Below are 25,800 nucleotides of genomic sequence, written 5' to 3' on the forward strand. Positions count from 1 at the left end.
CTCACGGCGCAGCAGGCGGATTGCACAGCGGGCAGGCCGCATCGCCACACTTGAGGGCGTAGCGGGCCAGCATGGCGTGCAACTGCTGCGCCGGGTTCAGGCATTGATAGCTGCTGTTGGCAGGGGCCGGCTGCTGCAAGGCCGGCACCGCCGGTGGTGGTTCTGCCGCTGGCTGGCCTGCCTGTGCCGCTGCCATCAGGCCGCAACACGCCATGCCAAGGTAAGGTGTATGATCCATGCTTTGCCTGCTCCCGTGACAATCCGGCGATGCAGGCAGTGTAGCATTGTCGGCAAGCTGCGCTGGCGCTGCCTGACCTCGTCTCAGGAATATGAAGACCTCCCCCTCTGCACTTGCTGATGCTGCCACCCGGCAGGAATTGCTCTACCGGCGCTGCGCCCTGCCTGCCTTGCTGCTGGCGGCGGCCTGCCTGCTGGCGGGGCTGCTGCTCTCTGGCGGAACGGCGCGCCTGCTATGCCTGTCGCTGTCGGCCAGCCTGTGGCAACTGACTGGCGCGCTGTACGGCAGTAGCAATCTGGCCGGCTGGCGCCGCAAACGGCAGGCCTTGGCCGCGCTGCCCTTATTCCCCTTTGTTCTGCCAGGCAAATCCAGGCCAGCCAACAATACAGCCCGCCCCCACGCCACCGCGGGCAAATACAGCCTGCGCCGCTGGCTGCTGTGGCCACGCCTGCGACGGCTGATTGGCCGCCGCACCGGCTGGGCAGTACTGCAACAAGCCAGCGCCAGCCTGCTGACCCTGCTGATCAGCCTGCTGGTATTGCAGGCCGCACCCGACAGCCCGCCCAAGCCGGATGGCCTGTTGGCTGCCATGCTTTTTGGCCTGGGTGTGAGTTTTGCCGTGCTGCTGCTGGAACGCAGCCTGGCCTTGCAGGATGGAGCGCACTGGCCGGAAGCAGCACGGCTGCAAGCCATCTTGCGCGCCGTCCTGTTGTCCATGCTGCTGCCCGCGCTGGCCGCTGCCGGCCTGCTGCTGGGGCTGGACTGGCTGCTGCGCCCGCTACAGGCCGGGGCGCTGGTGATGGCACTGCTGGCAATCGAGCTGGGCTGGCGTGCGCTGTGGCAAATCTTGCAGCCTTACCAGCGCCAGCAGCCTCCCGCCCTGCCTTGCAACAGCCTGCTGGCCAGCCTGCTGGGGCAAGATGGTGTGCGCAACTGGCGTAGCCGGCTGCAACAGGGGCTGGGACTGGAGCTGCGCCAAAGCTGGGCCTTGCAATACCTGGGCCGCGCCATGCGGCCGTTTGCCCTGGCCCTGCTGCTGGGTGGCTGGCTGCTGAGCAGCGTCAACACCATCAATAGTGATCAGCGCGGTGTGTACGAACGCTTCGGCCAGCCGGTGGCGGTATGGCAGGCGGGCTGGCATCTGGGTTTGCCATGGCCGTTCGGCAAGGTGCGCCGGGTGGAGTATGGCGTGGTGCATCAACTGGCCAGCGGCCTGCAACAGGATAGCCAGGGACGCTGGCAAAGCCCGGACAGCACGGCCACCCCGACTGACAACAATCATTTGTGGGACGGCAACCATGCCGCCGAAACCACCCAACTGATTGCCAGCCAGCAAGGCGAGCGCCAGAGCACCCAACTGGTAGGCCTGGATGTGCGGCTGGTTTACCGCCAGGGGCTGCGCGATGCCGACGCCCTGGCGCTCTACCAGCAGGCCGACCCCACCGCCCTGCTGCATGCGGTGGCGGACCGCGCCATGCTGCATTACTTTGCCGGGCAGCAGTTGGACAAGCTGCTGGGCGAGGCCCTGGCCGATACCTCGCGCCAGTTGCAACAGCAAATCCAGCAGGCGCTGAACCGCTCGGGTAGCGGGCTGGAACTGCTGGCCGTGGTAATCCAGGCCATTCACCCGCCTGCGGCAGCGGCCAATGCCTATCACGGCGTGCAGGCTGCGGCCATTCTGGCGCAGGCCCGTGTGGCCGCGGAACGCGCCCAGGCCGTACGCAGCCATAGTGCGGCCATTCAGGCTGCCGTACAGGCGGCACGCGATGCCAGCGCCAGCGCCGCCGAGCGGGTGGCGCGCAGCAAGGTGGATGCCATTGCCTTTCAGGCCGACCGTCAGGCCGCCAGCCTTGGCGGGCAGTCCTTCCTGCTGGAGCGCTATCTGCATGCACTGAAGCAAGGCCTGCATCAGGCTCAGCCCATCATCATCGACCATCGCATTCCGGCCAGCGCCCTGCCCACCATTGACCTGCGCCCGGCCGCCAACAATCCCGGCCTGCCCGCCATCGATCTGCATGGCGCGCCCATTGCCACCACACCGCCCCCCGCCACAGCGGGAAAGCATCCCTGAGGAGCCTGATTTGGCGCTGTTTCACCACCACCCTCCCGCGAGCGACAGCCCGAGCAGCGGCTGGCGACACTGGAAAACCGCCGCCGCGCTTGGCGTTTTGCTGCTGGCCGGCCTGTCCGCCTGCATGTTGCAAGTGCATTCGGGCGAAGCCCTGGTGATTACCCGCTTTGGCGCACCGGTGCGGGTATTGCTGCAACCGGGGCTGGCCTGGCGTCTGCCGCCACCGCTGGAAACCGTGGTCCCGGTGGACCTGCGCCTGCGCACCACCTCCAGCGGCCTGCAAGATGTTGGCACGCGCGACGGCCTGCGGGTGATCATGCAAAGCTATGTCGCCTGGCAGGTTCCGGCCGACAGCAGCCATATCACCCGTTTTTTGCGCGCGGTACAAAACCAGCCGGATGAAGCGGCACGGCAGATTGCCACCTTTGCCGGCTCGGCCATGGAAACCGGCAGCAGCCGCTTTGCCCTGGGCAATCTGGTGAATACCGACCGCAGCCAGTTGCGCATCAGCCAGTTGGAACAACAACTGCGCCAGCAACTGGCACCGCAATTGCTGGAAAGTTACGGCGTGCGCGTGGTGGATGTCGGGCTGGAGCGCCTGACCCTGCCCGCCGTCACGCTGGATGCCACCGTGGCGCGCATGCGGGCCGAACGCGACACCATCGCCGCCGAACGCACTGCCAGCGGCAATGAACAGGCCGCCGCCATCCGAGCCAATGCCGCACGCGATGCCCGTATCCAGCAAGCCGATGCCAGTGTGGCCGCTGCCGAAATCGAAGCTGGTTCGCGCGTGCAGGCAGCGCGGATTTACGCCGATGCCTGGCAGCAGGCACCCGAGCTGTACAAGACCCTGCGTTCGCTGGACACCCTCAACGGCGTGGTGGGCTCCGGCACCCACCTGATATTGCGTACCGATGCCGCCCCGTTCCGTGCGCTGGTGGATGGCCCGCCGGGGCTGGCCGCAGGCAAGAGCGCAAAGGGCAAATGATGGCGACCGCACCACTGCCCGCCAGCGCACTGGCCCAGTCGCTGCGCCTGGGTTATCGCCTGCTGCTGGCCATCACCCTGCTGGCTGGCCTTGGCTGGTTGACTGCCCATGTCAGGCCCGTTCCTGCCGACAGCCAGGCGGTGGTGCTGCACTTTGGCGCCGTGGATAGGGTGCAGCGTGCCGGACTGCTGCTGGCCTGGCCCAGCCCCATCGACAGCATCATCTGGCTGCCTGCCACCGAAAGACTGCAACAACGGCAGGTAGAAGGCCTCAGCCGCAATGCCCATGCGCTGGCGCTGGATGGTGCCGGGACATCATTGCAACAGATGGGTGACGAACTGGCCGGTTCCGGATATCTGCTGACAGGCGATGTGGGCGTGGTGCAGCTGAATGCCACCGTGTATTACCGCATCGACGATGCCGCCGCCTACGCCCGGCAGGGCGAACAGGCCCTGCCCGCGCTGGACCGGCTGGTGAGCGCCGCCGCCTTGCAGCTGAGCGCAGGCCGCGACCTGGACAGCATTCTGGTGACGCGCAGCAACCAGCCCTCCAGCCAGCAGGCCGAACTACGCGAGCGGCTGCGTGGCGAACTGGTGCAAGCGGTCAACCAGCGCCTGCAGCAACTGCGCCAGCGTGGTGTGCCGCTTGGCCTGCAAGTCGCCCGTATCGACCTGACATCCAGCCTGCCGCATGCCGCACAAGCGGCCTTTGACGCGGTACTGACCGCCGACCAGACCGTCGAGCGGCAACTGGCGCAAGCCCAGACCGCCGCCGCCCGGCAACAACAGCAAGCCAGCGCTGCGGTCAGCACCATCCTGAACAGTGCCCACGCCCGTGCCGACGAACGGCTGGCCCAGGCCCGCAATGAAACCAGCGAAATCCTGGCGCTGGCACCGCGCATGCAACAGCCGGACGGGCCTGCCCTGCTGCGCCAGCTTTACCAGGACAAGATCCAGCAGGTACTGGCCAAGGCAGGCCAGGTCACCACCATGGACCCGGACAGCAGTGGCCGGGTGATTGTGCCGGGAGTCCGCCCGTGAGCCAGTGCTGTTCCCATCCCCATCACGGCTTGCTGGATGCCGCCGAACAACAGCGCAGCGCCCGCCAGTTGCAACTGGCCTTGCTGGCCATCGGCCTGTTGCTGCTGGCCGGCATCTGGCACTTCCTGATTCCCGACGGGCAGATCATCGCCCAATGGCTGACCAGCGCCGCCGCGCTGCTGATGGCGGTACCGCTGCTGCGTGCCTCCTGGCACAGCCTGCAACACCCGGACCTGCACGGCATGACCGACCTGCTGGTGGCACTGGCCATGCTGGGTGCCTGGGCCAGCGGTAACACCCTCAGCGCCGCGCTGCTTCCCATCCTGATGGTGCTGGGCCATGTGCTGGAAGAACGCAGCCTGCTGGGTTCGCAGGAAGCCATCCGCGCGCTGGCCAGCCTTACCAGCAGCCGCAGCCGCCGCTATCAGGCCGACGGCAGTCTGGAAGAAGTGGACAACAGCCAGCTGCGTAGCGGCGACCGGGTGGAAGTACGACCGGGCGAGCGCATTCCGGCCGACGGCATGGTGGTGAGCGGGCAATCCAGCCTGGACACCTCGGCCATCACCGGCGAGGCCCTGCCGCAGGATGTCGTACCCGGCAGCCAGGTGTATGCCGGGGCGGTCAATCTGCAAGGCCTGCTGCAGCTGGAAGTCAGCCAGGTGGGTGAACAATCGGCGCTGGGGCGCATCAGCGCGCTGATGCAACAGGCCGAGCAAGCCAAACCGCCGGTCACCCGGCTGGTGGAGGGCCATGCGGGGGCCTATCTGGGACTGGTGCTGGCCATTGCCGCGCTGTGCTGGTTCATCAGCCGCGACAGCCAGGCCATGCTGGCCGTGCTGGTGGCCGCCTGTCCCTGCGCGCTGGTATTGGCCGCGCCCTCCACTGCCGTGGCCGGCGTGGCGGTGGCGGCGCGCCATGGTGTGCTGATCCGCGGGGCGGCTTTTCTGGAAGAGCTGGCCGATGTCAACGCGCTGGTCATCGACAAGACCGGCACCCTCACCAGCGGCCAGCTGGCAGTGCAGTCGGTAGAAACACTGGCGGCCGACAGCCCGGTGGAAGCAGTCTGGCTGGCAGCCGGGCTGGCCGCCTGCAGCACCCATCCGGTCAGCCGCGCGCTGGCCGCTCTTGCCACAGACCAGGCCGCGCCCGCCTTGCGCAATGTGCAGGAACTGCCCGGCATGGGCATGCAGGCCGACAGTGACTGGGGACAGGTGCTGCTGGGCCGCCCTGCCCTGTTGCAACAAATGGGCGTGCCTGGTGAACGGCCTGCGCGCAGCACTGCCTCGCTGACCGGACTGGCGCTGGATGGCCGCCTGCTGGCCTGGTTCCATCTGGCCGACAGCCCGCGCGCCGAAGCCGCCGAGGCCATGCAGCAACTGCGCCAGCTGGGCCTGCAACGGCAAATGCTGCTGACCGGCGACCACCGGCAGGCAGCAGCAGCGGTAGGCGAGGCGCTGGCCATGGACAGTGTGGTGGCGCAGGTGCTGCCCGCGGGCAAGCTCAAGGCGGTGCAGGCAGAAATCAGTGCCGGTTACCGCCCGCTGGTGGTAGGTGATGGCATCAACGACTCGCTGGCGCTGAAGGCCGGTGCGGTTGGCGTGGCCATGGGAGCCAGCGCAGCCGATATTGCCGTGGCCGCTGCCGATGTGGTGCTGATCAGCCATGACTTGCGCCGCCTGGCCACCGCCATCAGGCTTAGCCGCCTGTGCCGCCGCGTACTGGCGCAGAACGTGGTACTGGGGCTGGGCTGGGCGGTGGCACTCACCCTGCTGGCCGCCTTTGGCCTGCTGGGCAGTGCCGGCGTGCTGCTGGCGGCTGTGCTGCACAATCTGAGCACCCTGCTGGTGATGGCCAATGCCGGACGCTTGCTGCGCTTTCACGAGCCCTTGTCCGCCGTCACGCACAAGGGCTGAGCGGCAATGCAGTGCGGCAAGGGCTATGTTGTATGCATTGCCCGCCAGTGCTGGCGCAAGCCTGCAGCTTTGTGTCCCGCCGCTGAATGTCAGCCCGGCGGCTTTGCCCTAGCATGGATGCACCATGGAACTCGAAATCGCCAAAATATTTGTCGCCCTGCTGGTGCTGGTCAACCCGCTGGGGGCCATTCCCATCTTCATCAGCCTGACTCCCACATCCAGTCAGCTGGAACGCAAGCGCATTGCCCAAACCACCACGCTGGCGGTGGCGGTGGTGCTGTGTGTGTTTGCCGTGGTGGGCGAAACCCTGCTGCGCTTTCTGGGCATCAGCATCGGTTCCTTTCAGGTGGGCGGCGGCTTGCTGGTGATGCTGATTGCCATTGCGCTGATGAATGCCCAACCGGCCCCCACCAAGACCACCAAGGAAGAGCAGTCGGAGGCCGAGGCCAAAACCAATATCGCGGTGGTGCCGATGGCCATCCCCCTGCTCACCGGCCCCGGCACCATTTCCACCGTCATCATTTATGCTTCCACCGCCCACTCCTGGCTGCAGGTGGTGTATCTGCTGATCAGCAGCCTGCTGGTGGCCATTACCTGCTATGGAGCGCTGGTGCTGGCCTCCCCCATCAGCCGCCTGCTGGGGCAGACCGGCATCAATATCGTCAACCGGGTGATGGGCATGCTGCTGGCGGCGGTGTCAGTCGAGATCATCGTCGATGGCTTGTACCGGCTGTTTCCACAACTGTCGCGCTAAGCGCGACTGACCATAACCCTGTTGCCGTGTGGCTCCCGTCCCCTGTGACGCGATGCGCTGTTATTCAGCATGCCAAGGATGCCGTTTGATCTGGCGCAAACATCTGTACCGAATCTGTATTCACCCACCCGACATCCAATACGCGACAATAAACAGTAAGCCTTTGATTTTAAAAGTCAGATAAAAATCTGTACCGATAAACAGCTTTGGATCTGTGCATTGTCTGTCATGGTGACAGCGCCTAAAAAGAGCGGGTTATCCTTCCGGAGCCCGCAGCATGAGCCAGCCCGTCCCCATCAAGATTTACCCCCGCCTGACCAGCGGCCGTTTCAACAACATTCGCGTGGCACTGGTCATCCTCACCCAACTGGTTTTCCTCGGCCTGCCATGGCTGCAATGGAATCATCGCCAGGCGGTGCTGTTTGACCTGGAACGCCACCAGTTCTTCGTATTCGGTGCCAGCTTCTGGCCGGAGGACTTTGTCTATCTGGCCGCCCTGCTGGTGGTCAGCGCACTGGGCCTGTTCTGGTGGACCACGCTGGCCGGGCGGCTGTGGTGCGGTTATTCCTGTCCGCAAACGGTGTACACCCAGATCATGCTGTGGATAGAGCGGCTGGTGCTGGGCGACCACAAGGCCAGACGCAAGCTGGATGCCGCCCCCAACAGCGCCGGCAAGCTGCTGAAAAAGGGGCTGGCCCACAGCCTGATGCTGCTGTTTTCGCTGTGGACCGGCTTTTCGCTGGTGGCCTACTTTGCCCCGGCAGGCGAGTTGGCAAGCAATCTGTGGCAGGGCCAGGCCGGGCCGTGGGAGGTGTTCTGGATCCTGTTCTACGCGGCCTTCACCTATCTGCTGGCCGCGCTGTTACGGGAAAAAGTGTGCAGCCACATGTGCCCCTATGCCCGTTTCCAGGGTGCGATGTTCGACCGTGACACGCTGATCATTTCCTACAATGCCCGCCGTGGTGAACCACGCGGCAAACAGGCCGACAAATCCGCCGGCGGCTGCATCGACTGCGGCATCTGCGTGCAGGTCTGCCCTACCGGCATCGACATCCGCAACGGCCTGCAATACGAATGCATCGGCTGCGCGGCCTGCATCGACGCCTGCGACCAGGTGATGGACCAGCTGCACGCTCCGCGCGGGCTGATCCGCTACACCAGCGAGGCCGCACTGGAAGGCAAGAGCAAGGGCAAACCGGCATGGCAGCGCCCACGCGTGCTGTTTTACAGCAGCCTGCTGCTGGGCATCATCGGCCTGTCAGTGTTCAGCTTTACCCAGCGCCTGCCGTTCAAGGCCGACATCCTGCGCGACCGCGCCAGCCTGGTGCGGGAAACCGACGATGGCTGGCTGGAAAACAGCTATAGTGTGCGGCTGATCAACAGCAGCGAATCCGCCCAGCGCCTGGCCATCAGCGTGGAAGGCCTGCCCGGCATCCGGCTGGTAGCGGCCACGCCGACAGTCAGCCTGGCCGCCACCGCCACCGAAACCATCGGTGTGCGGGTGCAGGTGGAGCCGCAACATGCAGCACGCGGGGCCAATGACATCCGTTTTGTCATTCGTTCGCTGGAGCAGCCGGGTCATCTGCTGCAGGAAAAAAGCAGCTTTATCGGCGAATGAGCGCCCCAACCGCGAGTAATCAGTCCATGAGCAAAACCCAGCAACTGGCGCAGTTGTTCCGCCACGCCATCGAGCAGGGCCAACTGCGCGCCGGTGACCGCATGCCCTCCTTGCGCCAGCTATGCCAGGACCATGCCGTCAGCCTGACCACCGCCCAGCGCGCTTATGCCGAGCTGGAGCGGCAGGGCTTGCTGCAGGCGCTGCCGCGCTCCGGCTTCCGCGTGTGTCCACCGGCAACGCGCGCGGCACCAGCCGAAACCGCCGCGCCGCAAACCCTGCGCATGGAACACCTGACCACCGCCCTGCCCATGCCCTGGGGCTGCCCCTTCATCAATCCGGCGCTGATCAACACCACACCGATGAACCGGGCGCTGGGCCGCGCCTTGCAGGATTACCGCGACGCCCTGTCCAGCACACCGCTGGAGGGCTTTGACGGCCTGCGCCGCGAACTGGGCCTGCATTATCTGAGTCAGGGCATTGCGCTGGCGGGGGACGAGCTGCTGATTACCTGCGGTGGCATGGAAGCACTCACCCTGGCCATGCGCGCGGCGGTCAGTGCCTCCGGCAGCCAGAGCATGGTAGTGGTGACGCCAGCCTTCCCGGCGGCGCTGGAACAACTACGCCATCTGGGCATTGCCATCCTGCCGGCAGCATTGTCCGAGCAAGGCAGCCTGGACCTGGCCGCAGTGGAAGAAACGCTGCACGAGCAACGCCCGGCCGGCATCGTGCTGATGGCCAACTTCCAGCACCCCACCGGCCTTGTCATGCCGGAGGCGCAAAAGCGCGCGCTGGTGGCGCTGGCCGAGCAATACCGGGTATGCATCATCGAGGACGACACCTACCGCGAACTGTACTTCGGCAAGCAGGGGGCCAGCCCGCTCAAGGCTTTTGATCGCAGCGGTACGGTGTTGCACTGTTCTTCCTTCAGCAAATCGCTGGCACCGGGCTATCGGGTAGGCTGGATTGCTGCCGGGCGACTGAGCGATACCGTGCGCGGACTGAAGCTGTGCAGCTCGCTGGGCACCCCCCTGCCCAGCCAGATGGCGCTGGCACGGCTGCTGGCCACCGGCCAGCACGGCGACATGCTGACCCGGCTGCGCGCCAGCCTGCGGCAGCGGCGCGATGCCATGGTGCAGCAAATCATGGAGAGTTTTCCGGCGGGCAGCCGCTTGCTGCGCGCCGAGGGCGGCTATTTCCAGTGGGTGGTGTTGCCCGAAGGGCTGGACTGTGCGGCCTTGCTGCCGCTGGCCATCGAACAGGGCATACATTATGCGCCGGCCACGCTGTTCTACCCGCACCCGGTAGCGGCCAATGCCTTGCGGCTGAACTTCAGCTTTTTCGACCCGCTACACCAGCGCGAGGGCGTTGCCCTGTTAGGCGCACTGCTGCGGCAAGCCATGGAGTGACAGCGCCCGCCCTGACGCTCAGCCCGGCGGCGTGGACGGGTCGGACTGGGCGGTCAGCGATTTGCGTTCGTACACCGCCTGCGCCAGTGTGCTCAGGTCGACATATTCCAGCTCGCCGCCCACCGGCAGTCCGCGCGCAATGCGCGACACCTTGGGGCCGCGGCCCTTGAGCAGCTCGGCAATCATGTGGGCGGTGACTTCGCCCTCGGCAGTAAAATTGGTGGCAATCACCACCTCCTCCACCACCTCGTCCAGCGCCCGCACCATCAGCTTGTCCAGATTCACTTCCTTGGGGCCGATATTGTCCAGCGGCGAAATACGCCCCATCAGCACGAAATACAGGCCCTGATAGCATTTGGCCTGCTCCAGCGTCATCAGGTCGGCCGGCATTTCCACCACGCACAGCTGGTCTGGCCTGCGCTCCGGGTCGGCACAGATGCTGCACAGCGGGGTTTCGCTGAAGGTATTGCAGCGTTCGCAATGGGTGAGATGGTTCAGCGCCCGATCCAGCGCCCGTGCCAGCTTGTCCGCCCCGGTCTTGTCCCGTTGCAGCAAATGGAAAGCCATGCGCTGGGCGGTTTTGGGGCCGACACCGGGCAGCACTTTCAGGGCAGCAATCAGTTGTTCAAGCGCGGGTGGGTTTTTCATCGGCAATCCGGAATACGGGTTTGGCAAAGGGGAACAGGCAAGGCATCAGTCGTCCGGCGCGCCCTGCGGGTAACGCGGCAGGTCATCGTCCAGGTGAAACCAGGGAATGGCACTGGACGTCCATTCATGACAGTCAGGCCGCAATACCGCTGGCGTTTCCAGCGTGGGAACGGTGATTTCCACCCGCCCACTGCCATCGGTGCATTCATAAAACAGGGTGGAACCGCACTGCCCGCAAAAATGCCGCAGACCCAGCGCCGAGGAGCGGTAAGCGGTGGTGCTGCCTTGCCAGCGCACGGCACCGGCGGGGTACAGCGCTCCCAGGTACACCGGTGCGCCGCTGGCCTGCTGGCAGGTCTTGCAGTAACAGTAAGTCACGCTCAAGGGGCGGCCATGGCATTGATAGCGCACCGCCCCGCACAGACAACGCCCCTGCAATACCTGCTCCATGCCGGCTCCCACTCCCACAGGCTGTCAATCATTGGCGGGCCCCGCCAGTTGCAAGGGGCTTGGAGCCGCTAACAAAAGCTCGTAGAGCACCCGAGTCAAGGCGCGCCGACGCAGACAGTACAGTGAGTACGGCAAGTCGGCGCAACGCAGAATCGGGGGTTTTGTGAGCGGGTCTTAGAACGGCAGTTTCATGCCGGCCGGCAAGTTCAGGCCGTTGGTAAAGCCGGACATTTTTTCCTGGGAAGTGGCTTCCACCTTGCGTACCGCGTCGTTGACGGCGGCGGCAATCAGGTCTTCCAGCATTTCCTTGTCTTCCTTGGCATCGTCCAGCAGGCTGTCGTCGATGGACACGCGCTTCACATCGTGCGCACATGTCATGACGATTTTCACCAGACCGGCACCGGACTGGCCTTCCACTTCCACGGTGGCCAGTTCTTCCTGGGCCTTCTTCATGTTTTCCTGCATTTGCTGGGCTTGCTTCATCAGACCAGCGATACCGTTTTTACCGAACATGTCACAACTCCTGCAAAGGTTGAATCGTTTCCGCCACCAGCGTGGCGCCCATTTCGCGCACCAGTTGCTGGATGACCGGATCGTTTTCCAGGCATTGTCGGGCCTGGGCCAGTTGTTCCTGACGATGACGGGCACCCTGCATGGCCGGTGTTTCCAGCCCCAGTTCCTCGATTGTCACCACCAGTTCGACCGGCTGACCGAATTGCTCGGTCAGCGCAGCCTTGAGTTTTTCCTGATAGTCGCGGGTGGCCATGTGACGGAAGCTGTCCGGTACGGCCAGTTCCAGTCGCGACTGGCTCCAGTTTTTCAGTACGGCATTGTGTGCCAGCATGCGGGCGGCACCCAGACGGGTACCCAGCAAGCCCACCAGCGCACTCCAGTCACCATCAAACTGATAGGCCACCGTTTCCGCCAGCTCGGCCTCTTCGGCCATCGCATAGGCAGGCAAGGCATCGTCTTCGTCGCCCTCATCCCAAGGCGCAGCGGTTTCCAGTTCGCTGTCTTGCTCACTGGCCTGATCTTCAGCTTCAGGCGTCTCTTCCGCCGGAGCGGATGCAGCGGCGGTCTGCACGACAAGCGGCGCTACTGGCGGCTTGGCAACCGCCTCCACCGGCGCTTGTGGCGGTGCGACAGGCTCAGGCCGTGGCGCAGGCTCCGGGTCGGCGTCGGCCGCCGGGGAAGCCTGCTGCTCGGCCGGACGGCTGGCCGGTTTGCGATTGGCCAGGCCCGCCAGCAAGGCGCGGGCAGCGGCGGAACCATCCCCCGCCGGCTCGGCTGCCGTGGCGGCTGGCGATGCTGCCGGAGCCGCCGGAACTGGACGATGGCCGGCTGCAGCAAGCCCGCTGCTGCGCGGCGCAGCCACACTATCAGCCGGGGTATTGAGTGGATGGAAGGCCAGCATGCGCAACAGCGTCATGCTGAAACCGGCATGCTCGTCCGGGGCCAGCGCCAGATCCTTGCGGCCATGAATGGCAATCTGGTAGTACAGCTGCACGTCTTGCGGCGCAATCAGGCTGGCCAGCGCAAACAATGCCTCGCGCTCCGGTTCGTCGTCGGCAATCGCCGTGGGCACGGTCTGTGCCATGGCCAGTTGCTGCAATAGCACGGCCATTTCGGCCAGCACACTGTCAAAGCCGATGCCACGCTGGGCCAATTGTTCGGCTTCGGCCATCAGGCGCGGGCCATCACCGGATGCCAGCGCATCCAGCAACACAAACAGGTAGCGACGGTCCACCGCGCCCAGCATGGCGCGCACGCCGTCTTCGCGGACGTCACCCATGCCATAGGCAATGGCCTGATCCAGCAGCGACAGCGCATCGCGCATGGAACCGGCAGCGGCACGGCCCAGCAGCGCCAGCGCGGCGCTTTCATGCGGCACGTTTTCCACTTGCAGCACATGGGCCAGATGGCCTGCCACCTGTTGTGGCGTCATATTGCGCAGCGAAAACTGCAGGCAGCGCGACAGCACCGTGACCGGCACTTTTTGCGGATCGGTAGTGGCCAGGATGAACTTGACGTGGGCCGGCGGCTCTTCCAGCGTCTTGAGCATGGCATTGAAGGCACTCTTGGACAGCATGTGCACTTCGTCGATGATGTACACCTTGAAGCGGCCGGAGGTGGGCGCGTACTGCGCGTTTTCCAGCACTTCGCGGATATTGTCGATGCCGGTATTGGAAGCGGCGTCGATTTCCAGCAGGTCGACAAAGCGGCCTGCGTCGATCTGGCGACAGGCAGAACATTCACCGCAAGGCTCGGCGGTGGTGCCGGTCTCACAGTTCAGGCTCTTGGCCAGAATGCGTGCGATGGTGGTCTTGCCCACCCCGCGGGTGCCGGTCAGCAGATAGGCGTGATGCAGCCGCTCTTCTTTCAGGGCATTGGAGAGGGCGCGCACCACGTGCTCCTGGCCGACCAGGTCGGCAAAGCGCTTGGGACGCCACTTGCGGGCAAGGACTTGATAGCTCATGGGGGCGGATTTTAATGGCAATCGGCCGGCAAGGCGACTCCTTTTGACAGGAGCACCCGCCAGCCTGGTTGGCCTTACAGGGCCGGGGTCGACGCTTCGGGCTGGGCGGCGGCAGGCTGGGCGGATTGCAGGGCCTGGGCATTCAGGTAACGCAGGCGCAGCTCGCCAGCCAGCTCCTGCGCCACCTTGGCATACAGAGTGCTCTTGTTATAGCGGGTGATCACGTAGAAATTATTCAGCCCCAGCCAGTATTCCGTCACCCCCGGCGCGGTTTCCAGCGGCACCAGCACGGCCTGTACGTTGTCCGCCACCTGGGCCTGCGGCAGGATGCCGCGCGCCTTGAGTTCACCCACCGTCAGATGCAGGTTGAACTTGTCGGCCACCAGGCCGCTGACATCCACCCCCGGCTGCACTGCTGCCGGAATGATGATGTCGTCACCATGGCGCCAGCCTTGCAGCTGGAAGTAATGCGCCACGCTGCCGATGGCATCGTCGACGTTATTCCAGATATCGCGGTGGCCGCTGCCGTCAAAATCCACCGCCCATTTGCGGAAGCTGGACGGCATGAATTGCGGCAGACCCATCGCCCCGGCGTAAGAGCCTTTGAGCGTCAGCGGGTCGATGCCCTCTTCCTTGGACAACTTGAGGAATTCGGTCAGCTCGCCGCGGAAGTATTCGGCGCGGCGCGGGTAGTTGAAGGCGATGGTGGTCAGCGCGTCGGCCAGGCGGAAGCTGCCGGTATTGCGGCCGTAATTGGTTTCAATGCCCAGAATGGCCACCACCATTTCCGGCGGCACGCCATACACCTGCTCGGCGCGCTGCAAGGTGGCGGCATGCTGCTGCCAGAAGGCCACGCCGTTTTTCAGCAGGCGCTCGTTGTAAAAGCTGCCGCGAAACTGATACCAGGGCCGCGAGGTGGCCGGCTTGTCCAGAATGGCAATGATGTTGGGCTTGAGTTCCACATTGGCAAACACGGCTTCCAATTCGGGGCGGTTGAATACGCCGCTGGCTACCTGCTCATCGATATAGCGCTGCACATCGGGCCGCGCCAGCAGTGCGGCATCGGCTTGCGCCAGGGAGGAGATCATGCCGCCAGCAAGGGCAGCCGCCATCAACAATCGTTTCATCAGGTATTCCGTATGCTACCGTCCGGCGGACGGCTTAATAAGAGAGCGCGCTGGACACCAGCCGCGCAGTGATGTCCACAATGGGAATCACCCGTTCGTAGGCCATGCGGGTGGGGCCGACCACACCCAAGGTACCCACCACCATGCCGTTGATGCTGTAGGGCGCGGTCACCACCGAGCATTCATCCAGCGTCATCACGCCAGACTCCTCCCCAATGAAAATGTTCACACCCTGCGCATCCTGGCCCTGGTTAAGCAGTTTCAACAGCTCGGTCTTGCGCTCGAAAGTGGCAAACAGTTCGCGCAGCCGCGACAAGTCTTCGGACAAATCGCGCACATTCAGCAGATTCATACCACCGGCAATCACCACCGCATCATTGGGACTGCCCAGCGAACTCTGGCCAAAACGCACCGCAGCCGCCATCAGTTCGGTGATATTGCCCTGCAGCTCGCGCAGTTCCACCGCCACGCGGCTGGCAATGGCACTGATGCCCTGCCCGGCGTAGTGCTGGCTGATAAAGTTGCCCGCCTCCACCAGTTCGCTCGGGCTGTAATCGCGTTCGGTGGTCAGCAAATGGTTTTGCACATCACCATCCAGCGTCACCAGAATCATCAGGATGCGCCGCTCGGACAGGCGCAGGAATTCGATCTGGCGGAAGGCCACGTCAGAGCGCTGCGGCGTCACCACCACCCCGGCAAAGTGGGTGAGATCGGACAGCAAGGTGGATGCCGCCTGTGCAATGCGCTGCGGGCTGTCCGGCTGCAGGCTGCTTTCCAGCTCGCGCATCGCCAGTTCTTCCAGCGGCTGGATGGTGAGCAGGTGGTCGACAAACAGGCGATAGCCCTTGGCCGTCGGCACGCGCCCGGCGGAGGTATGCGGCGAGGCAATCAGCCCCATGCCTTCCAGGTCGGCCAGGATGTTACGGATGGAAGCAGATGACAGTTCCATGCCGGACAGCATGGACAGGGTTTTTGATCCCACCGGCTGACCATCGGCAATATAGCGTTCGATCAGCGTTTTCAGCAGTCGTTGTGCGCGCTCGTTCATCATGCTCTCATTTTACCCGACCAGACGATTCCGGCCAGCCTCTCCATCAATACCATGTTGCGTGTATTGGTGTCATTTCAAGCTGCCATTCGCATTTGTCGGCTCTTGGCTTTGTGCGATAATCCCCCATCTATCGATTCCACTACACGCAATTGGAGACAGCATGGCGTCAGAAGACAAGAGCCGCGCATTGGCGGCAGCCCTTGCCCAGATCGAAAAGCAGTTCGGCAAGGGTTCGATCATGCGGATGAGCGACAACCAGATCAACGAAAACCTGCAAGTGGTATCCACCGGTTCGCTGGGCCTGGACCTGGCACTGGGTGTCGGCGGCCTGCCGCGCGGTCGTGTCGTGGAAATCTACGGCCCGGAATCCTCCGGTAAAACCACCCTGTGTCTGCAGGCCGTGGCCGAAGCCCAGAAGCTGGGCGGCACCTGCGCCTACATCGACGCGGAAAACGCGCTGGACCCGATCTACGCCCAGAAGCTGGGCGTGAACGTGGAAGACTTGCTGATTTCCCAGCCGGACACCGGCGAGCAGGCACTGGAAATCTGCGACATGCTGGTACGCTCCAGCGGTGTTGACGTCATCGTGATCGACTCGGTGGCCGCGCTGGTACCCAAGGCTGAAATCGAAGGCGAAATGGGCGACAGCCACGTCGGCCTGCAAGCCCGCCTGATGAGCCAGGCGCTGCGCAAGCTGACCGCCAACATCAAGCGCACCAATACCCTGGTGATCTTCATCAACCAGATCCGCATGAAGATCGGCGTGATGTTCGGCAACCCAGAAACCACCACCGGCGGTAATGCGCTGAAGTTCTACGCTTCGGTACGCCTGGACATCCGCCGCGTTGGCGGCATCAAGAAGGCTGACGAGGTGATCGGTAACGAAACCCGCGTCAAGGTGGTGAAGAACAAGGTATCGCCGCCGTTCCGCCAGGCCGATTTCGACATCCTGTACGGTGAAGGCATCAGCCGCGAAGGTGAAATCATCGAGCTGGGCGTCAAGCACGGCTTCATTGAAAAATCCGGTGCCTGGTATGCCTACAACGGCCAGAAGATCGGCCAGGGCAAGGACAACACCCGTGAATGGCTGAAGTCCAACCCGGCCATCGCCAAGGAAATCGAAGCCAAGATCCGCGAAGCCGTCGGCATCAAGGTGGAAATCACCGAAAACGACGCCGAAGACATGGCTGACGACGTACTGGACGTCTAAGCAGTCGGCGTGCCGATGGAAAAAAGCCTGAAGGCGCGAGCCGTCGATCTCCTGTCCCGCCGCGAATACACGCGGCGGGAACTGGAGCGGCGGCTCGCGCCGTTTGCCGAAAGTGCGGAACAACTCTCAGCCCTGCTGGATGAGCTGGCCGAGCGCAACTGGCAGTCCGACAGCCGCTTTGCCCGGCAGTTTGCCGACGTCAAGGGCCAGAAATATGGCAGCCGGCGTCTGCAGCAGGAAATGCGCCAGCGCGGTGTTGCTCAGGAAGACATTGCCGATGCCCTGGCAGACCGCGACGACCTGGCCCTGGCCCGGCAGCAATGGGAAAAGAAGTTTGGCAGCGTGGCCAGCACGCCGCAGGAAAGGGCAAAACAAATGCGTTTTCTGGCGGCACGCGGCTTTGGCATGGGCGTCATCCGCCAGGTGATGGCAGGCCGTGACGAAGACGACTTCCCCTGGGCTGACGAGGACTAACCGCCGCTGACAAAACCGCGCAGAGAACCCGGCCCCAGGCGCGCCGCCGCAGACAGCAGATGAAGTACGGCAAGGCGGCACAAGGCTTAAGCGGGGGGTTTTGTTATCGGCTCCACGCAGGCCCGGCGTGCGCTGCCACGCCATGACCCTTGCCAGCCTTGCCGTGGCTTGACACAATCGCGCATGACCGTAATGGCCGCAAGACACTGTCCCACGCCGCCACCACTGTATTCAATCTTGACGAAACCGACATGAAAACCTCCGAAATTCGCCAGAAGTTCCTGGATTTCTTTGCCTCCAAAGGCCACCAGGTCGTAGCCTCCAGCTCGCTGGTACCGTGGGAAGACCCCACCCTGCTGTTTACCAATGCCGGCATGAACCAGTTCAAGGACGTGTTCCTCGGCTTTGACAAGCGCCCCTACACCCGCGCCACCACCAGCCAGAAATGCGTGCGCGCCGGCGGCAAGCACAACGACCTGGAAAACGTGGGCTACACCGCACGTCACCATACCTTCTTCGAAATGCTGGGCAACTTCAGCTTCGGTGATTACTTCAAGCGCGACGCCATCCACTTTGCCTGGGAATTCCTCACCGGCGAGCAATGGCTGGCACTGCCGAAGGAAAAGCTGATGGTGACGGTGTACGCCACCGACGACGAAGCCTTTGACATCTGGAACAAGGAAATCGGCGTTCCGGCAGAAAAAATTGTCCGCATTGGCGACAACAAGGGCGCACCCTACGCTTCGGACAACTTCTGGCAAATGGGTGACACCGGCCCCTGCGGCCCGTGTACCGAAATTTTCTACGATCACGGCGAACACATCTGGGGCGGCCCGCCGGGAAGCCCGGAAGAAGACGGTGACCGCTTCATCGAAATCTGGAACAACGTGTTCATGCAGTTCAACCGTGACGAATCCGGTGCGATGAACCCGCTGCCCAAGCCGTCGGTGGATACCGGCATGGGCCTGGAACGTATCTCGGCGGTGCTGCAACACGTACACGCCAACTACGAGATCGACCTGTTCCAGAACCTGCTCAAAGCCGCTGCGCGTGAAACCGGCGTGCCCTTCAGCATGGACGTGCCGTCGCTCAAGGTGATTGCCGACCACATCCGCGCCTGTTCCTTCCTGATTGCCGATGGCGTGCTGCCGTCCAATGATGGCCGTGGTTACGTGCTGCGTCGCATCATCCGTCGCGCCATCCGCCACGGTTACAAGCTGGGCCAGAAGGGTCTGTTCTTCCACAAGCTGGTGGCTGATCTGGCCGAGGAAATGGGCCAGGCCTACCCGGAACTGCGTCAGAAGCAGGCCGAGATCGAAGACACCCTGCGTCAGGAAGAACTGCGTTTTGCCGAAACCCTGGACAAGGGCATGGCGCTGCTGGAAACCGCACTGGCGGCCAACAGCAAGGTGCTGGATGGCGAAACCGCCTTCAAGCTGTACGACACCTTCGGCTTCCCGCTGGACCTGACCGCCGACATCTGCCGCGAACGCGAAGTGGAAGTGGATCAGGACGGTTTTGACAAGGCCATGGAAGCCCAGCGCGAACGCGCCCGTGCCGCTTCGTCCTTCAAGATGGCCGGCAATGTCGATTACAGCGGTGCCGACACCGTATTCAACGGCTACGAATCCAGCAGCGTGGATGCCAAGGTTCTGGCGCTGTACAAGGGCAATGAAGCCGTACAGCAGTTGGAAGCCGGCGACGAAGGCATCGTGGTGCTGGACAATACCGCCTTCTACGCCGAAGGCGGCGGTCAGGTGGGCGATGTGGGTGAAATCTCCGCCCAGGGCGGCGTGGCTGCGCTGTTCGACGTGGCCGACACCCAGAAGGTGCAGGCTGCGGTATTCGGTCACAAGGGCCGTCTGGCCCGTGGCAGCCTGAAGGTGGGCGACAGCGTCACCGCCACCATCGACCTGCACAAGCGTGCCGCCACCGCGCGTAACCACTCCGCCACCCACCTGCTGCATGCCGCCCTGCGCCATGTGCTGGGTGAACACGTGGCGCAGAAGGGTTCGCTGGTGAACCCGGAACGCGCCCGCTTCGACTTCGCCCACAACGAACCGGTTTCCGCCGAGCAACTGGCCGAAGTGGAGCGCATCGTCAACCGCGTGGTGATCCACAACGTGGAAGTCAGCGTTGGCCACATGTCCTACGACGACGCCATCAAGGCCGGTGCCATTGCGCTGTTTGGCGAAAAGTATGGCGACACCGTGCGCGTGCTGAAGATGGGCGATTTCTCCACCGAGCTGTGCGGCGGTACCCACGTGCAGCGCACTGGTGACATCGGCCTGTTCAAGATCATCGCCGAAACCGGCGTGGCTGCTGGCGTACGCCGTATCGAAGCCGTCACCGGCGAAGGTGCGCTGGCCCTGGTACAGGCACAGGATGGCGAACTGAAAGCCGCCGCTGCCATCGCCCAGGCACAGCCGGGCGAACTGCTGTCCAAGCTGGAAAAACTGCAGGCCGAACTGAAGGCCGCGCAGAAACAGGCTCAGCAGTTGAAGGGCCAACTGGCGCTGGGTCAGCTTGACCAGTTGCTCTCCAGCCAGCAACAAGCCATCAAGGGGGTGTCCTGCCTGATCAGCAAGATCGACGACATCGATGCCGCCACCTTGCGCGACATGAGCGACAAGCTGATGGACAAGCTGGAAAGCGGCCTGGCGCTGCTGGCCTGCGTCGCCGACGGCAAGGTGAGCCTGATTGCCCGTGTTTCCAAGGACCTGACCGGCAAGGTCAAGGCTGGTGAGCTGGTGAATCAGGTGGCCCTGCAAGTGGGTGGCAAGGGCGGTGGCCGTCCGGACATGGCCCAGGCTGGCGGTACGCAGCCCGAAAACCTGGCCGCAGCGCTGGCAAGCCTGCCGGCCTGGCTGGAGGGCAAGCTGTAAAGAGACTGCCGCTGCATGCAAGCCGCAGGGGCAACCCTGCGGCTTTTGTTGTTTATAGTGTATTCATTCCTGATGTGATTGCCGGAGCCCCACCATGTCAATCATCCCCCATGTCCTGTCCTGCCTGCACCACGCCGCTGCGGGGCTGTTGCTGTCGCTGCTGCTGACGCAGCCGGTGATGGCAGATGGGCGGCTCCTGGTGGTCACGGAAAACGCAGCCTGGCTCAGTAGCGTGGATGGCCAGGGCAATCTGTCCGGCCGCAACACGCGCCTGGTGAAGGACATCCTGGCGCGGGCCGGCCTGAAGGCGGATTTCCAGGTGCTGCCCTGGGCCAGGGCTTACCGCATGGCAGCCACCCGCCCCAACACGCTGATTTATTCGATTGCCCGTACCGACACCCGAGAAAGCCAGTTCCTGTGGCTGGGCCAGATCGGCCACATGCAAAGGGTGTTTTATCGCCTGCATGGCGAAACCGGCATTGCCCCGCAATCGCTGGAGCAGGTGAAAAGCTGCTGCAAGGTATGCGTGGGCAATCATGACGTGCAGGAAGAGTTCCTGATCCAGTCCGGCTTCAGCGCCGGCAGCCACTACATCACCACCAACAGCCAGCAGGAGTGTCCGCGGCTGCTGCAAAGCGGTGCCGTCCAGTTACTGATTGCCGATCCGGACCAGCTACGCAGCCAACTGGCCAGGTTGAAAGTCCCGGAGCAGCAATTCGAGGCCGTGTTCAGCCTGCCGCAAGGCGACCCGCTGTATCTGGCCGCCAACCCCGCCACCGCCCCCCGCATCATTCAGGCCATTACCGAGGCCATGCGCACCCAGCGCGCACGCTAAAACAGCCTGCCGCCGTCACGCCAGTTGAATAGGCATTGCACGGCCAAGGGCAGTGTTGACGCAAACCCACTGAAAACAAATGCAGATTTACTTGCAGTATCTTCTTATATTCCAAAAGCCTATTCATGCTGCATTGCTGTCATCCTTGACTCACATCAAAACGATTTAGAGCCAAACGAAAATAATACACAGCTTCTCATAAGTCTTCATGACAGCGGGAAGCATACGCTTGCCGAGTTTGATTCTGTCAGCAGATTTGCCGCTGCAATCCGTACACTGGCGGCAATCATTACGCAAGGAACAGCCATGGCTCTGGTGCTTTATGATGACGGCAATCACAAATGTGTCGCCTTTACCGAACTGGTACAGGGTGAAGGCATCCAGTCCAATCAGTTCGCCATCATCGACAAGGGAGATGGCATGCTGCTCGATCCCGGTGGCAACCTCACCTACAAGCACCTGATTGCCGAGCTGGCCGACTACTTCCTGCCCTCGCACACGCGTTATATCTTTGCCTCGCACCAGGACCCGGACATCATCGCCTCGGCCAATGGCTGGCTGCTGATTACCGATGCGCAGATCATCATTGCCCAGGAATGGGTGCGCTTCTTGCCGCACTTTTGCATCCGCGGTGCTACCGAAGGCCGGCTGATTCCCATCCCGCCGCGGGGCATGGACATCACCCTGGGCCAATCCACCCTCAAGATCATCCCGGCGCATTACCTGCACACCGTGGGTTTTTTCCAGGTGTACGACCCGCTCAGCAAAATCCTGTTTTCCGGCGACATCGGCGCCTCGCTGATGGATGGCCACGAAGCCGGCAAGCCGGTGGCGGACTTTGATGCCCACCTGATCGACAGCCACATGCTGGGTTTCCACAAGCGCTACATGACCAATAACAAGGCCTGTCGGCTGTGGGTGCAGATGATTCGCCAACTGGATGTGGAATGGATCGTGCCGCAGCATGGCGGCTCGTTCAAGGGCAAGGAAATGGTGACACGCTTCCTTGACTGGTTTGAAACCCTGGAATGCGGCACCGACCTGATCACCGCTGCCGACTTCACGCTGGACTGAGCCACCTGCCCCATGGACACCATCACCACCCTGCTCAGCCAGTTGAGCGCATCACCGGAAGCCATGGCCGCCAGTGCCGTTGTGCTGTTGCTGATCGTCACCTTGCTGATCACCCTGCTGCGCCGCCAGGCCGAACCGGCTGGCGACAACAGCGCGCAGCAGCCACACCTATTGCCTGAAGCGGTAATCCGGCACCCGCCGGCCAGCCAGGCCGATCCGCAAATGGCGCACATAGCCGACGCGATGCCAGAGTCCGCAGCGGATGCCAGCCTGGAAGAAGACGCGGACGATGCCGACGAACAGACGCTGTCCTACGAAGTGGACGATCTGGATGCCCTGGCTGAAATCGAGGTATTCCTGGAATTTGGCTATCTGGAACAGGCAGCCATCGCCTTGCGCAGCTATGTGGATGGCAGCTCCATCCATGCCCCCAGCCAGCTCAAGCGCCTGTCCGAGCTGTATCTGACCCTGCGCTGGATAGACGACTACAGCGATATGCTGGAGCGACTGCACGACCGCAGCCTGCTGGATCGCCAGCAACTGACCGATGCGGTTTTCCTCGGCCTGCAGGAGGACCCGCAAAACCTGTCGCTGCGCGTCTTGGCCGAAAGCCGGCTGGGCTTGGGCATCGAGGAAGTCAACCAGCAACTGGGCGACCAGTTGCCAGCCGTCAGCCACGAGGAAATGCTGCTGCGCGCCGTGGTGCAAACTCCGGGACAGGCCAGCGTATCCGCCACCGAAGCAGTGCAACTGGCCGCCCACCTGCCGCGCGTGCCGCTGGTGGAAGGCCGTGCAGAACTGGCACCGCTGAGCCCTCGGGAGATCACCCTGATTACCAGCATGCTGCCCCTGCCGCGTCAGGCCAGCATCCTGCTGGCCTGTCACGAACCCGCCGCCGCGCTGCCGGCACTGCAAGATATGGCCAGTCAGGAAGGCGTGTCGCTGTCACGGCTGATCGATACCCTGCGTGCCTGTTACATGACCCGCAAACTGTCGCTGTTCTGCCGCTATCTGTGGCAGTTTCATGTCGGCATCGGCAATGCCGGCCACAACCTGAAACAACAACTGTTCCGCCTGGGTTGCCATTTGGGAGAGCATCCGGTTCTGCTGGCGCTGGAAAACCAGCCGGACCGGCTGGCGCTGGAAGAAATCGGCCGCCAATTCGGTTATATCGCCCCCATCAGCCAGCCGGCAACCCGGCTGCAGTTGGTGACGGTGAAACATGCGGAGCAAGCCGCTTCCCCCTTGAACGATGCATTGTCCGAGGCAGAGCAATTCATCGAATTCGGCCAGATCGACATGGCCATCCAGACCCTGGAAACCGCCATTCTGAGCAATCCAACCCTGGCCGAGCTTTACCCGCCCCTGCTCAAACTGTACGAACACCTGGGCGATCTGGCCCGCTTCACCTGGCTGACCCGACAGATTCGCGAACGGCTGGCCAGCCCGCCGGATGAGATTACCGCCATGCTCAGCCGTTTCGTGCAATCCATGCAGCAACGTCACAACCAGCAACGTCTTGCGGCCTGAGAAACCAGACCATGATGCTTAGCAACGCCCCACAGCCTCAACTCGTCACCGTGCTGCCGGTGGGCATGGACCCCCGCAAGCTGTCGGTTTTCCGCATGGCGTTCCGCATGCACCATTCCCACCAGCAATACCAGTTGCTGGATGAAGCGCCCGGTCATGCTCCGGACCTGGCCATTGTGGATGTGGACAGTGTGGAAGGCTGGAATGCCTGGCACACCTTCCGTGCCGCACACCCGCACCTGCCGGCCCTGATCGTCACCACCACCCCGCCGGGGGAGGCACCGGCAGCCGTACTGCGCAAGCCGGTGCGGATTGAAACCCTGTTTCCGCAAATGCGCGAACTGCTGAGCAAGGACTACCGCCCACGCGCAGCAATGGCCATGCCGGCCATGTCCTCGGTACAGCCGCAGCCCAGCGCGGCCATTACACAGGCCGTGCCAGCCGCACCGGCAGCCACTGCCGCCATCAGCGAGGCTGCTGCCTATGTGGCCAGCGTGGCACCGACGCTGTCCGAAGTCATCACCCAGTCGCAAGAGGCACACCGCGCCGCCACCGCGGCACGGCAGCAGAATGCGGCACCGGCACCAGCATCCGATCTGCCCCAGTTGATGGATTTGCCGGATACGGACACACCAGCCGACAGCCCGGCAGCCAAGCCTGACGATCCGGATGTGGTGCGCAGCATGCTGCCGCCCACGCGCAGTGCCGCTCCTCGTGCAGAACCGCCTGCCGCAACCAGCCCGGCCGAGCCCGGCAAGATCAGCTTTTCCCGTTTTGATCCGCATGCCGGCCTGTTTGGCATGGTGGCGCGACTGCTGCGTCAGCGCAGTGCCGCCGTGGTACGGGTAAGAGAGGTGCCGGTACTGGTGTTGTTGCCAGCACAGGACAAGGCCCTGCTGCTGCAACCGCTGGACAGTCTGCAAGCGCTGTGTGCCGCCCCCAACCACGAAGTGGACCAGCACGCCTATGCCAACGAAACCCTGGCTGCGGTGAATCAGGAAATCCGCCCGCAAACCCTGGCCTGGCAACTCGCCATCTGGACCTGTCAGGGCCGGCTGATGCGCGGCATCAGCGCCGACACACCGCTCCGCCTGCGTTTCTGGCCCAATCTGACCCGGCTGGCCCCCATTCCGGAGGCCATGCGCATTACCGCCTTCCTGACCCGCACGCCGGTCAATCTCAAACTCATCACCCGTTTGCTCAAGGTGCCACCGGAACATCTGTTCAATTATCTGGCCGCGGCCTACGGCATCGGGATTCTCGACATCCCCAACCGCGGCAGCAATCTGTCGGTGATCACCACCGAACCGGTAAGGCCCGCCGTCAAGGCAGCCGCTGCCGGCAATGCCGCCACGGTTGCCAGCGACAGCCCGGCCACCCCGGCAGTGAAACCGGCACCGGGCAACGGCAATCTGCTGTCCCGTCTGCTCAAAAAAGTCATCGGCCTGTAAACAGGAAAACTCGAATCCATGCGTGCTTACGATAACAAGATCATCTTTGCCGGCCCGGTCGGTGCGGGAAAAACCACCGCCATCGGTGCCATCAGCGATATCGCGCCGGTCACCACCGACGCGCGTGCCTCTGACATGACGCTCAACCGCAAGGACACCACCACGGTGGCACTGGACTACGGCGTACTGATGCTGGATGAAACCACCAAGGTTCACCTCTATGGCACGCCCGGCCAGGAACGTTTTGACTTCATGTGGGACATCCTCAGCCAGGGCGGCATCGGCCTGATCCTGCTGCTGGACAATACCCGCGCCAATCCGGTGAAGGATTTACAGTTTTTCCTCAACGCCTTCCGCGACATGCTCAAGGATGCACCGCTGGTGATTGGCGTCACCAAAACCGATATGCGCGCCACGCCCAGCATCGAAACCTATGCCGCCCTGCTGGAAAAATTCGATATGCGCCCGCCCATTTTCGAAATTGACGCCCGCTCCCGGGAGGACGTCAAAAAACTGGTGCTGGCCCTGCTGTTCTCCATTGATCCCGGGCTGGAAAGCTGA

At 63.3% G+C, this 25,800-nt stretch carries 22 protein-coding genes; 15 read left to right on the plus strand and 7 right to left on the minus strand.

Going from position 1 to position 25,800, the window contains the following annotated elements; translation table 11 throughout:
- Window position 1: 1 nt before the first annotated feature.
- Complete coding sequence (locus DLM_RS12965) at window positions 2-238, minus strand: hypothetical protein (protein ID WP_089085980.1); 237 nt, start codon at window positions 236-238, stop codon at window positions 2-4.
- 91 nt (window positions 239-329) lie between these two features.
- On the opposite strand from DLM_RS12965, the gene DLM_RS12970 reads away from it, so the two are divergent.
- The 7 genes from DLM_RS12970 to DLM_RS13000 all read left to right on the plus strand — a co-directional run bounded on the left by DLM_RS12970 (window position 330) and on the right by DLM_RS13000 (window position 10,028).
- A complete protein-coding gene (locus DLM_RS12970) occupies window positions 330-2,309 on the plus strand; it encodes an SPFH domain-containing protein (RefSeq protein WP_089085979.1) in 1,980 nt (659 codons plus the stop codon).
- A gap of 10 nt (window positions 2,310-2,319) precedes the next feature.
- On the plus strand, window positions 2,320-3,297 hold the full coding sequence (locus DLM_RS12975; protein ID WP_197715402.1) for an SPFH domain-containing protein: 978 nt from the start codon (window positions 2,320-2,322) through the stop codon (window positions 3,295-3,297).
- Entirely contained in the window at window positions 3,294-4,337 is a 1,044-nt protein-coding gene (locus DLM_RS12980; protein WP_089085977.1) for an SPFH domain-containing protein, read from the plus strand. The genes DLM_RS12975 and DLM_RS12980 overlap by 4 nt, the downstream gene beginning before the upstream one ends.
- A complete protein-coding gene (locus tag DLM_RS12985; RefSeq protein ID WP_197715403.1) occupies window positions 4,334-6,250 on the plus strand; it encodes a heavy metal translocating P-type ATPase in 1,917 nt (638 codons plus the stop codon). The genes DLM_RS12980 and DLM_RS12985 overlap by 4 nt, the downstream gene beginning before the upstream one ends.
- Before the next feature lie 124 nt (window positions 6,251-6,374).
- Window positions 6,375-7,004 (plus strand): MarC family protein, encoded by a 630-nt coding sequence (locus DLM_RS12990; RefSeq protein WP_089085975.1) that lies wholly within the window; start codon window positions 6,375-6,377, stop codon window positions 7,002-7,004.
- Between the two features lie 277 nt (window positions 7,005-7,281).
- Window positions 7,282-8,622 (plus strand): cytochrome c oxidase accessory protein CcoG, encoded by a 1,341-nt coding sequence (ccoG, locus tag DLM_RS12995; protein WP_089085974.1) that lies wholly within the window; start codon window positions 7,282-7,284, stop codon window positions 8,620-8,622.
- 26 nt (window positions 8,623-8,648) lie between these two features.
- Window positions 8,649-10,028, plus strand: a complete 1,380-nt coding sequence (locus DLM_RS13000) for a PLP-dependent aminotransferase family protein (protein WP_167467105.1) — start codon at window positions 8,649-8,651, stop codon at window positions 10,026-10,028.
- 18 nt (window positions 10,029-10,046) lie between these two features.
- On the opposite strand, the gene recR is transcribed toward DLM_RS13000, so the two are convergent.
- From recR to hrcA, 6 genes are all read right to left on the minus strand, one after another.
- Window positions 10,047-10,676, minus strand: coding sequence for a recombination mediator RecR (gene recR, locus DLM_RS13005; protein WP_089085972.1), 630 nt, complete (start codon window positions 10,674-10,676; stop codon window positions 10,047-10,049).
- A 45-nt stretch (window positions 10,677-10,721) separates the two neighbouring features.
- Complete coding sequence (locus DLM_RS13010; RefSeq protein WP_089085971.1) at window positions 10,722-11,126, minus strand: GFA family protein; 405 nt, start codon at window positions 11,124-11,126, stop codon at window positions 10,722-10,724.
- A gap of 174 nt (window positions 11,127-11,300) precedes the next feature.
- On the minus strand, window positions 11,301-11,639 hold the full coding sequence (locus DLM_RS13015; RefSeq protein ID WP_045846077.1) for a YbaB/EbfC family nucleoid-associated protein: 339 nt from the start codon (window positions 11,637-11,639) through the stop codon (window positions 11,301-11,303).
- Between the two features lies 1 nt (window position 11,640).
- Window positions 11,641-13,602, minus strand: a complete 1,962-nt coding sequence (dnaX, locus tag DLM_RS13020; protein WP_089085970.1) for a DNA polymerase III subunit gamma/tau — start codon at window positions 13,600-13,602, stop codon at window positions 11,641-11,643.
- 74 nt (window positions 13,603-13,676) lie between these two features.
- A complete protein-coding gene (gene mltB / locus DLM_RS13025) occupies window positions 13,677-14,729 on the minus strand; it encodes a lytic murein transglycosylase B (protein ID WP_089085969.1) in 1,053 nt (350 codons plus the stop codon).
- Window positions 14,730-14,763: 34 nt separating this feature from the next.
- A complete protein-coding gene (gene hrcA, locus DLM_RS13030; protein ID WP_089085968.1) occupies window positions 14,764-15,780 on the minus strand; it encodes a heat-inducible transcriptional repressor HrcA in 1,017 nt (338 codons plus the stop codon).
- 160 nt (window positions 15,781-15,940) lie between these two features.
- Between hrcA and recA the strand changes: the two genes are divergently transcribed.
- The 8 genes from recA (at window position 15,941) to DLM_RS13070 (ending at window position 25,800) form a co-directional block, all read left to right on the plus strand.
- Window positions 15,941-16,990, plus strand: coding sequence for a recombinase RecA (gene recA, locus DLM_RS13035; RefSeq protein WP_089085967.1), 1,050 nt, complete (start codon window positions 15,941-15,943; stop codon window positions 16,988-16,990).
- Between the two features lie 15 nt (window positions 16,991-17,005).
- Complete coding sequence (gene recX / locus DLM_RS13040) at window positions 17,006-17,464, plus strand: recombination regulator RecX (RefSeq protein ID WP_089085966.1); 459 nt, start codon at window positions 17,006-17,008, stop codon at window positions 17,462-17,464.
- A 251-nt stretch (window positions 17,465-17,715) separates the two neighbouring features.
- Window positions 17,716-20,349 carry an alanine--tRNA ligase gene (gene alaS, locus DLM_RS13045; RefSeq protein WP_089086341.1) on the plus strand — a complete coding sequence of 878 codons (2,634 nt, stop codon included), beginning with the start codon at window positions 17,716-17,718 and terminating at the stop codon, window positions 20,347-20,349.
- Window positions 20,350-20,443: 94 nt separating this feature from the next.
- Window positions 20,444-21,184, plus strand: a complete 741-nt coding sequence (locus DLM_RS13050) for a substrate-binding periplasmic protein (protein ID WP_089085965.1) — start codon at window positions 20,444-20,446, stop codon at window positions 21,182-21,184.
- Between the two features lie 306 nt (window positions 21,185-21,490).
- Window positions 21,491-22,258 (plus strand): MBL fold metallo-hydrolase, encoded by a 768-nt coding sequence (locus DLM_RS13055; protein WP_089085964.1) that lies wholly within the window; start codon window positions 21,491-21,493, stop codon window positions 22,256-22,258.
- A 12-nt stretch (window positions 22,259-22,270) separates the two neighbouring features.
- Window positions 22,271-23,788 carry a hypothetical protein gene (locus DLM_RS13060; protein WP_089085963.1) on the plus strand — a complete coding sequence of 506 codons (1,518 nt, stop codon included), beginning with the start codon at window positions 22,271-22,273 and terminating at the stop codon, window positions 23,786-23,788.
- Between the two features lie 11 nt (window positions 23,789-23,799).
- On the plus strand, window positions 23,800-25,239 hold the full coding sequence (locus DLM_RS13065) for a hypothetical protein (RefSeq protein ID WP_145985852.1): 1,440 nt from the start codon (window positions 23,800-23,802) through the stop codon (window positions 25,237-25,239).
- Window positions 25,240-25,257: 18 nt separating this feature from the next.
- Window positions 25,258-25,800 carry a GTP-binding protein gene (locus DLM_RS13070; protein ID WP_089085961.1) on the plus strand — a complete coding sequence of 181 codons (543 nt, stop codon included), beginning with the start codon at window positions 25,258-25,260 and terminating at the stop codon, window positions 25,798-25,800.

It is taken from the genome of Aquitalea magnusonii, assembly GCF_002217795.2.
In the GTDB taxonomy this organism is placed as follows: Bacteria; Pseudomonadota; Gammaproteobacteria; order Burkholderiales; family Chromobacteriaceae; genus Aquitalea; species Aquitalea magnusonii_B.

Coding starts and splice junctions, on each gene's coding strand:
- recA (WP_089085967.1), top strand. CDS start 15,941: ATGGCGTCAGAAGACAAGAGCCGCGCATTGGCGGCAGCCCTTGCCCAG.
- DLM_RS12990 (WP_089085975.1), top strand. CDS start 6,375: ATGGAACTCGAAATCGCCAAAATATTTGTCGCCCTGCTGGTGCTGGTC.
- DLM_RS13015 (WP_045846077.1), bottom strand. CDS start 11,639: ATGTTCGGTAAAAACGGTATCGCTGGTCTGATGAAGCAAGCCCAGCAA.
- DLM_RS13070 (WP_089085961.1), top strand. CDS start 25,258: ATGCGTGCTTACGATAACAAGATCATCTTTGCCGGCCCGGTCGGTGCG.
- DLM_RS12980 (WP_089085977.1), top strand. CDS start 3,294: ATGATGGCGACCGCACCACTGCCCGCCAGCGCACTGGCCCAGTCGCTG.
- DLM_RS13050 (WP_089085965.1), top strand. CDS start 20,444: ATGTCAATCATCCCCCATGTCCTGTCCTGCCTGCACCACGCCGCTGCG.
- recR (WP_089085972.1), bottom strand. CDS start 10,676: ATGAAAAACCCACCCGCGCTTGAACAACTGATTGCTGCCCTGAAAGTG.
- hrcA (WP_089085968.1), bottom strand. CDS start 15,780: ATGATGAACGAGCGCGCACAACGACTGCTGAAAACGCTGATCGAACGC.
- DLM_RS13055 (WP_089085964.1), top strand. CDS start 21,491: ATGGCTCTGGTGCTTTATGATGACGGCAATCACAAATGTGTCGCCTTT.
- DLM_RS12965 (WP_089085980.1), bottom strand. CDS start 238: ATGGATCATACACCTTACCTTGGCATGGCGTGTTGCGGCCTGATGGCA.
- dnaX (WP_089085970.1), bottom strand. CDS start 13,602: ATGAGCTATCAAGTCCTTGCCCGCAAGTGGCGTCCCAAGCGCTTTGCC.
- DLM_RS13060 (WP_089085963.1), top strand. CDS start 22,271: ATGGACACCATCACCACCCTGCTCAGCCAGTTGAGCGCATCACCGGAA.
- DLM_RS13065 (WP_145985852.1), top strand. CDS start 23,800: ATGATGCTTAGCAACGCCCCACAGCCTCAACTCGTCACCGTGCTGCCG.
- DLM_RS12970 (WP_089085979.1), top strand. CDS start 330: ATGAAGACCTCCCCCTCTGCACTTGCTGATGCTGCCACCCGGCAGGAA.
- mltB (WP_089085969.1), bottom strand. CDS start 14,729: ATGAAACGATTGTTGATGGCGGCTGCCCTTGCTGGCGGCATGATCTCC.
- DLM_RS13000 (WP_167467105.1), top strand. CDS start 8,649: ATGAGCAAAACCCAGCAACTGGCGCAGTTGTTCCGCCACGCCATCGAG.
- ccoG (WP_089085974.1), top strand. CDS start 7,282: ATGAGCCAGCCCGTCCCCATCAAGATTTACCCCCGCCTGACCAGCGGC.
- DLM_RS13010 (WP_089085971.1), bottom strand. CDS start 11,126: ATGGAGCAGGTATTGCAGGGGCGTTGTCTGTGCGGGGCGGTGCGCTAT.
- recX (WP_089085966.1), top strand. CDS start 17,006: ATGGAAAAAAGCCTGAAGGCGCGAGCCGTCGATCTCCTGTCCCGCCGC.
- alaS (WP_089086341.1), top strand. CDS start 17,716: ATGAAAACCTCCGAAATTCGCCAGAAGTTCCTGGATTTCTTTGCCTCC.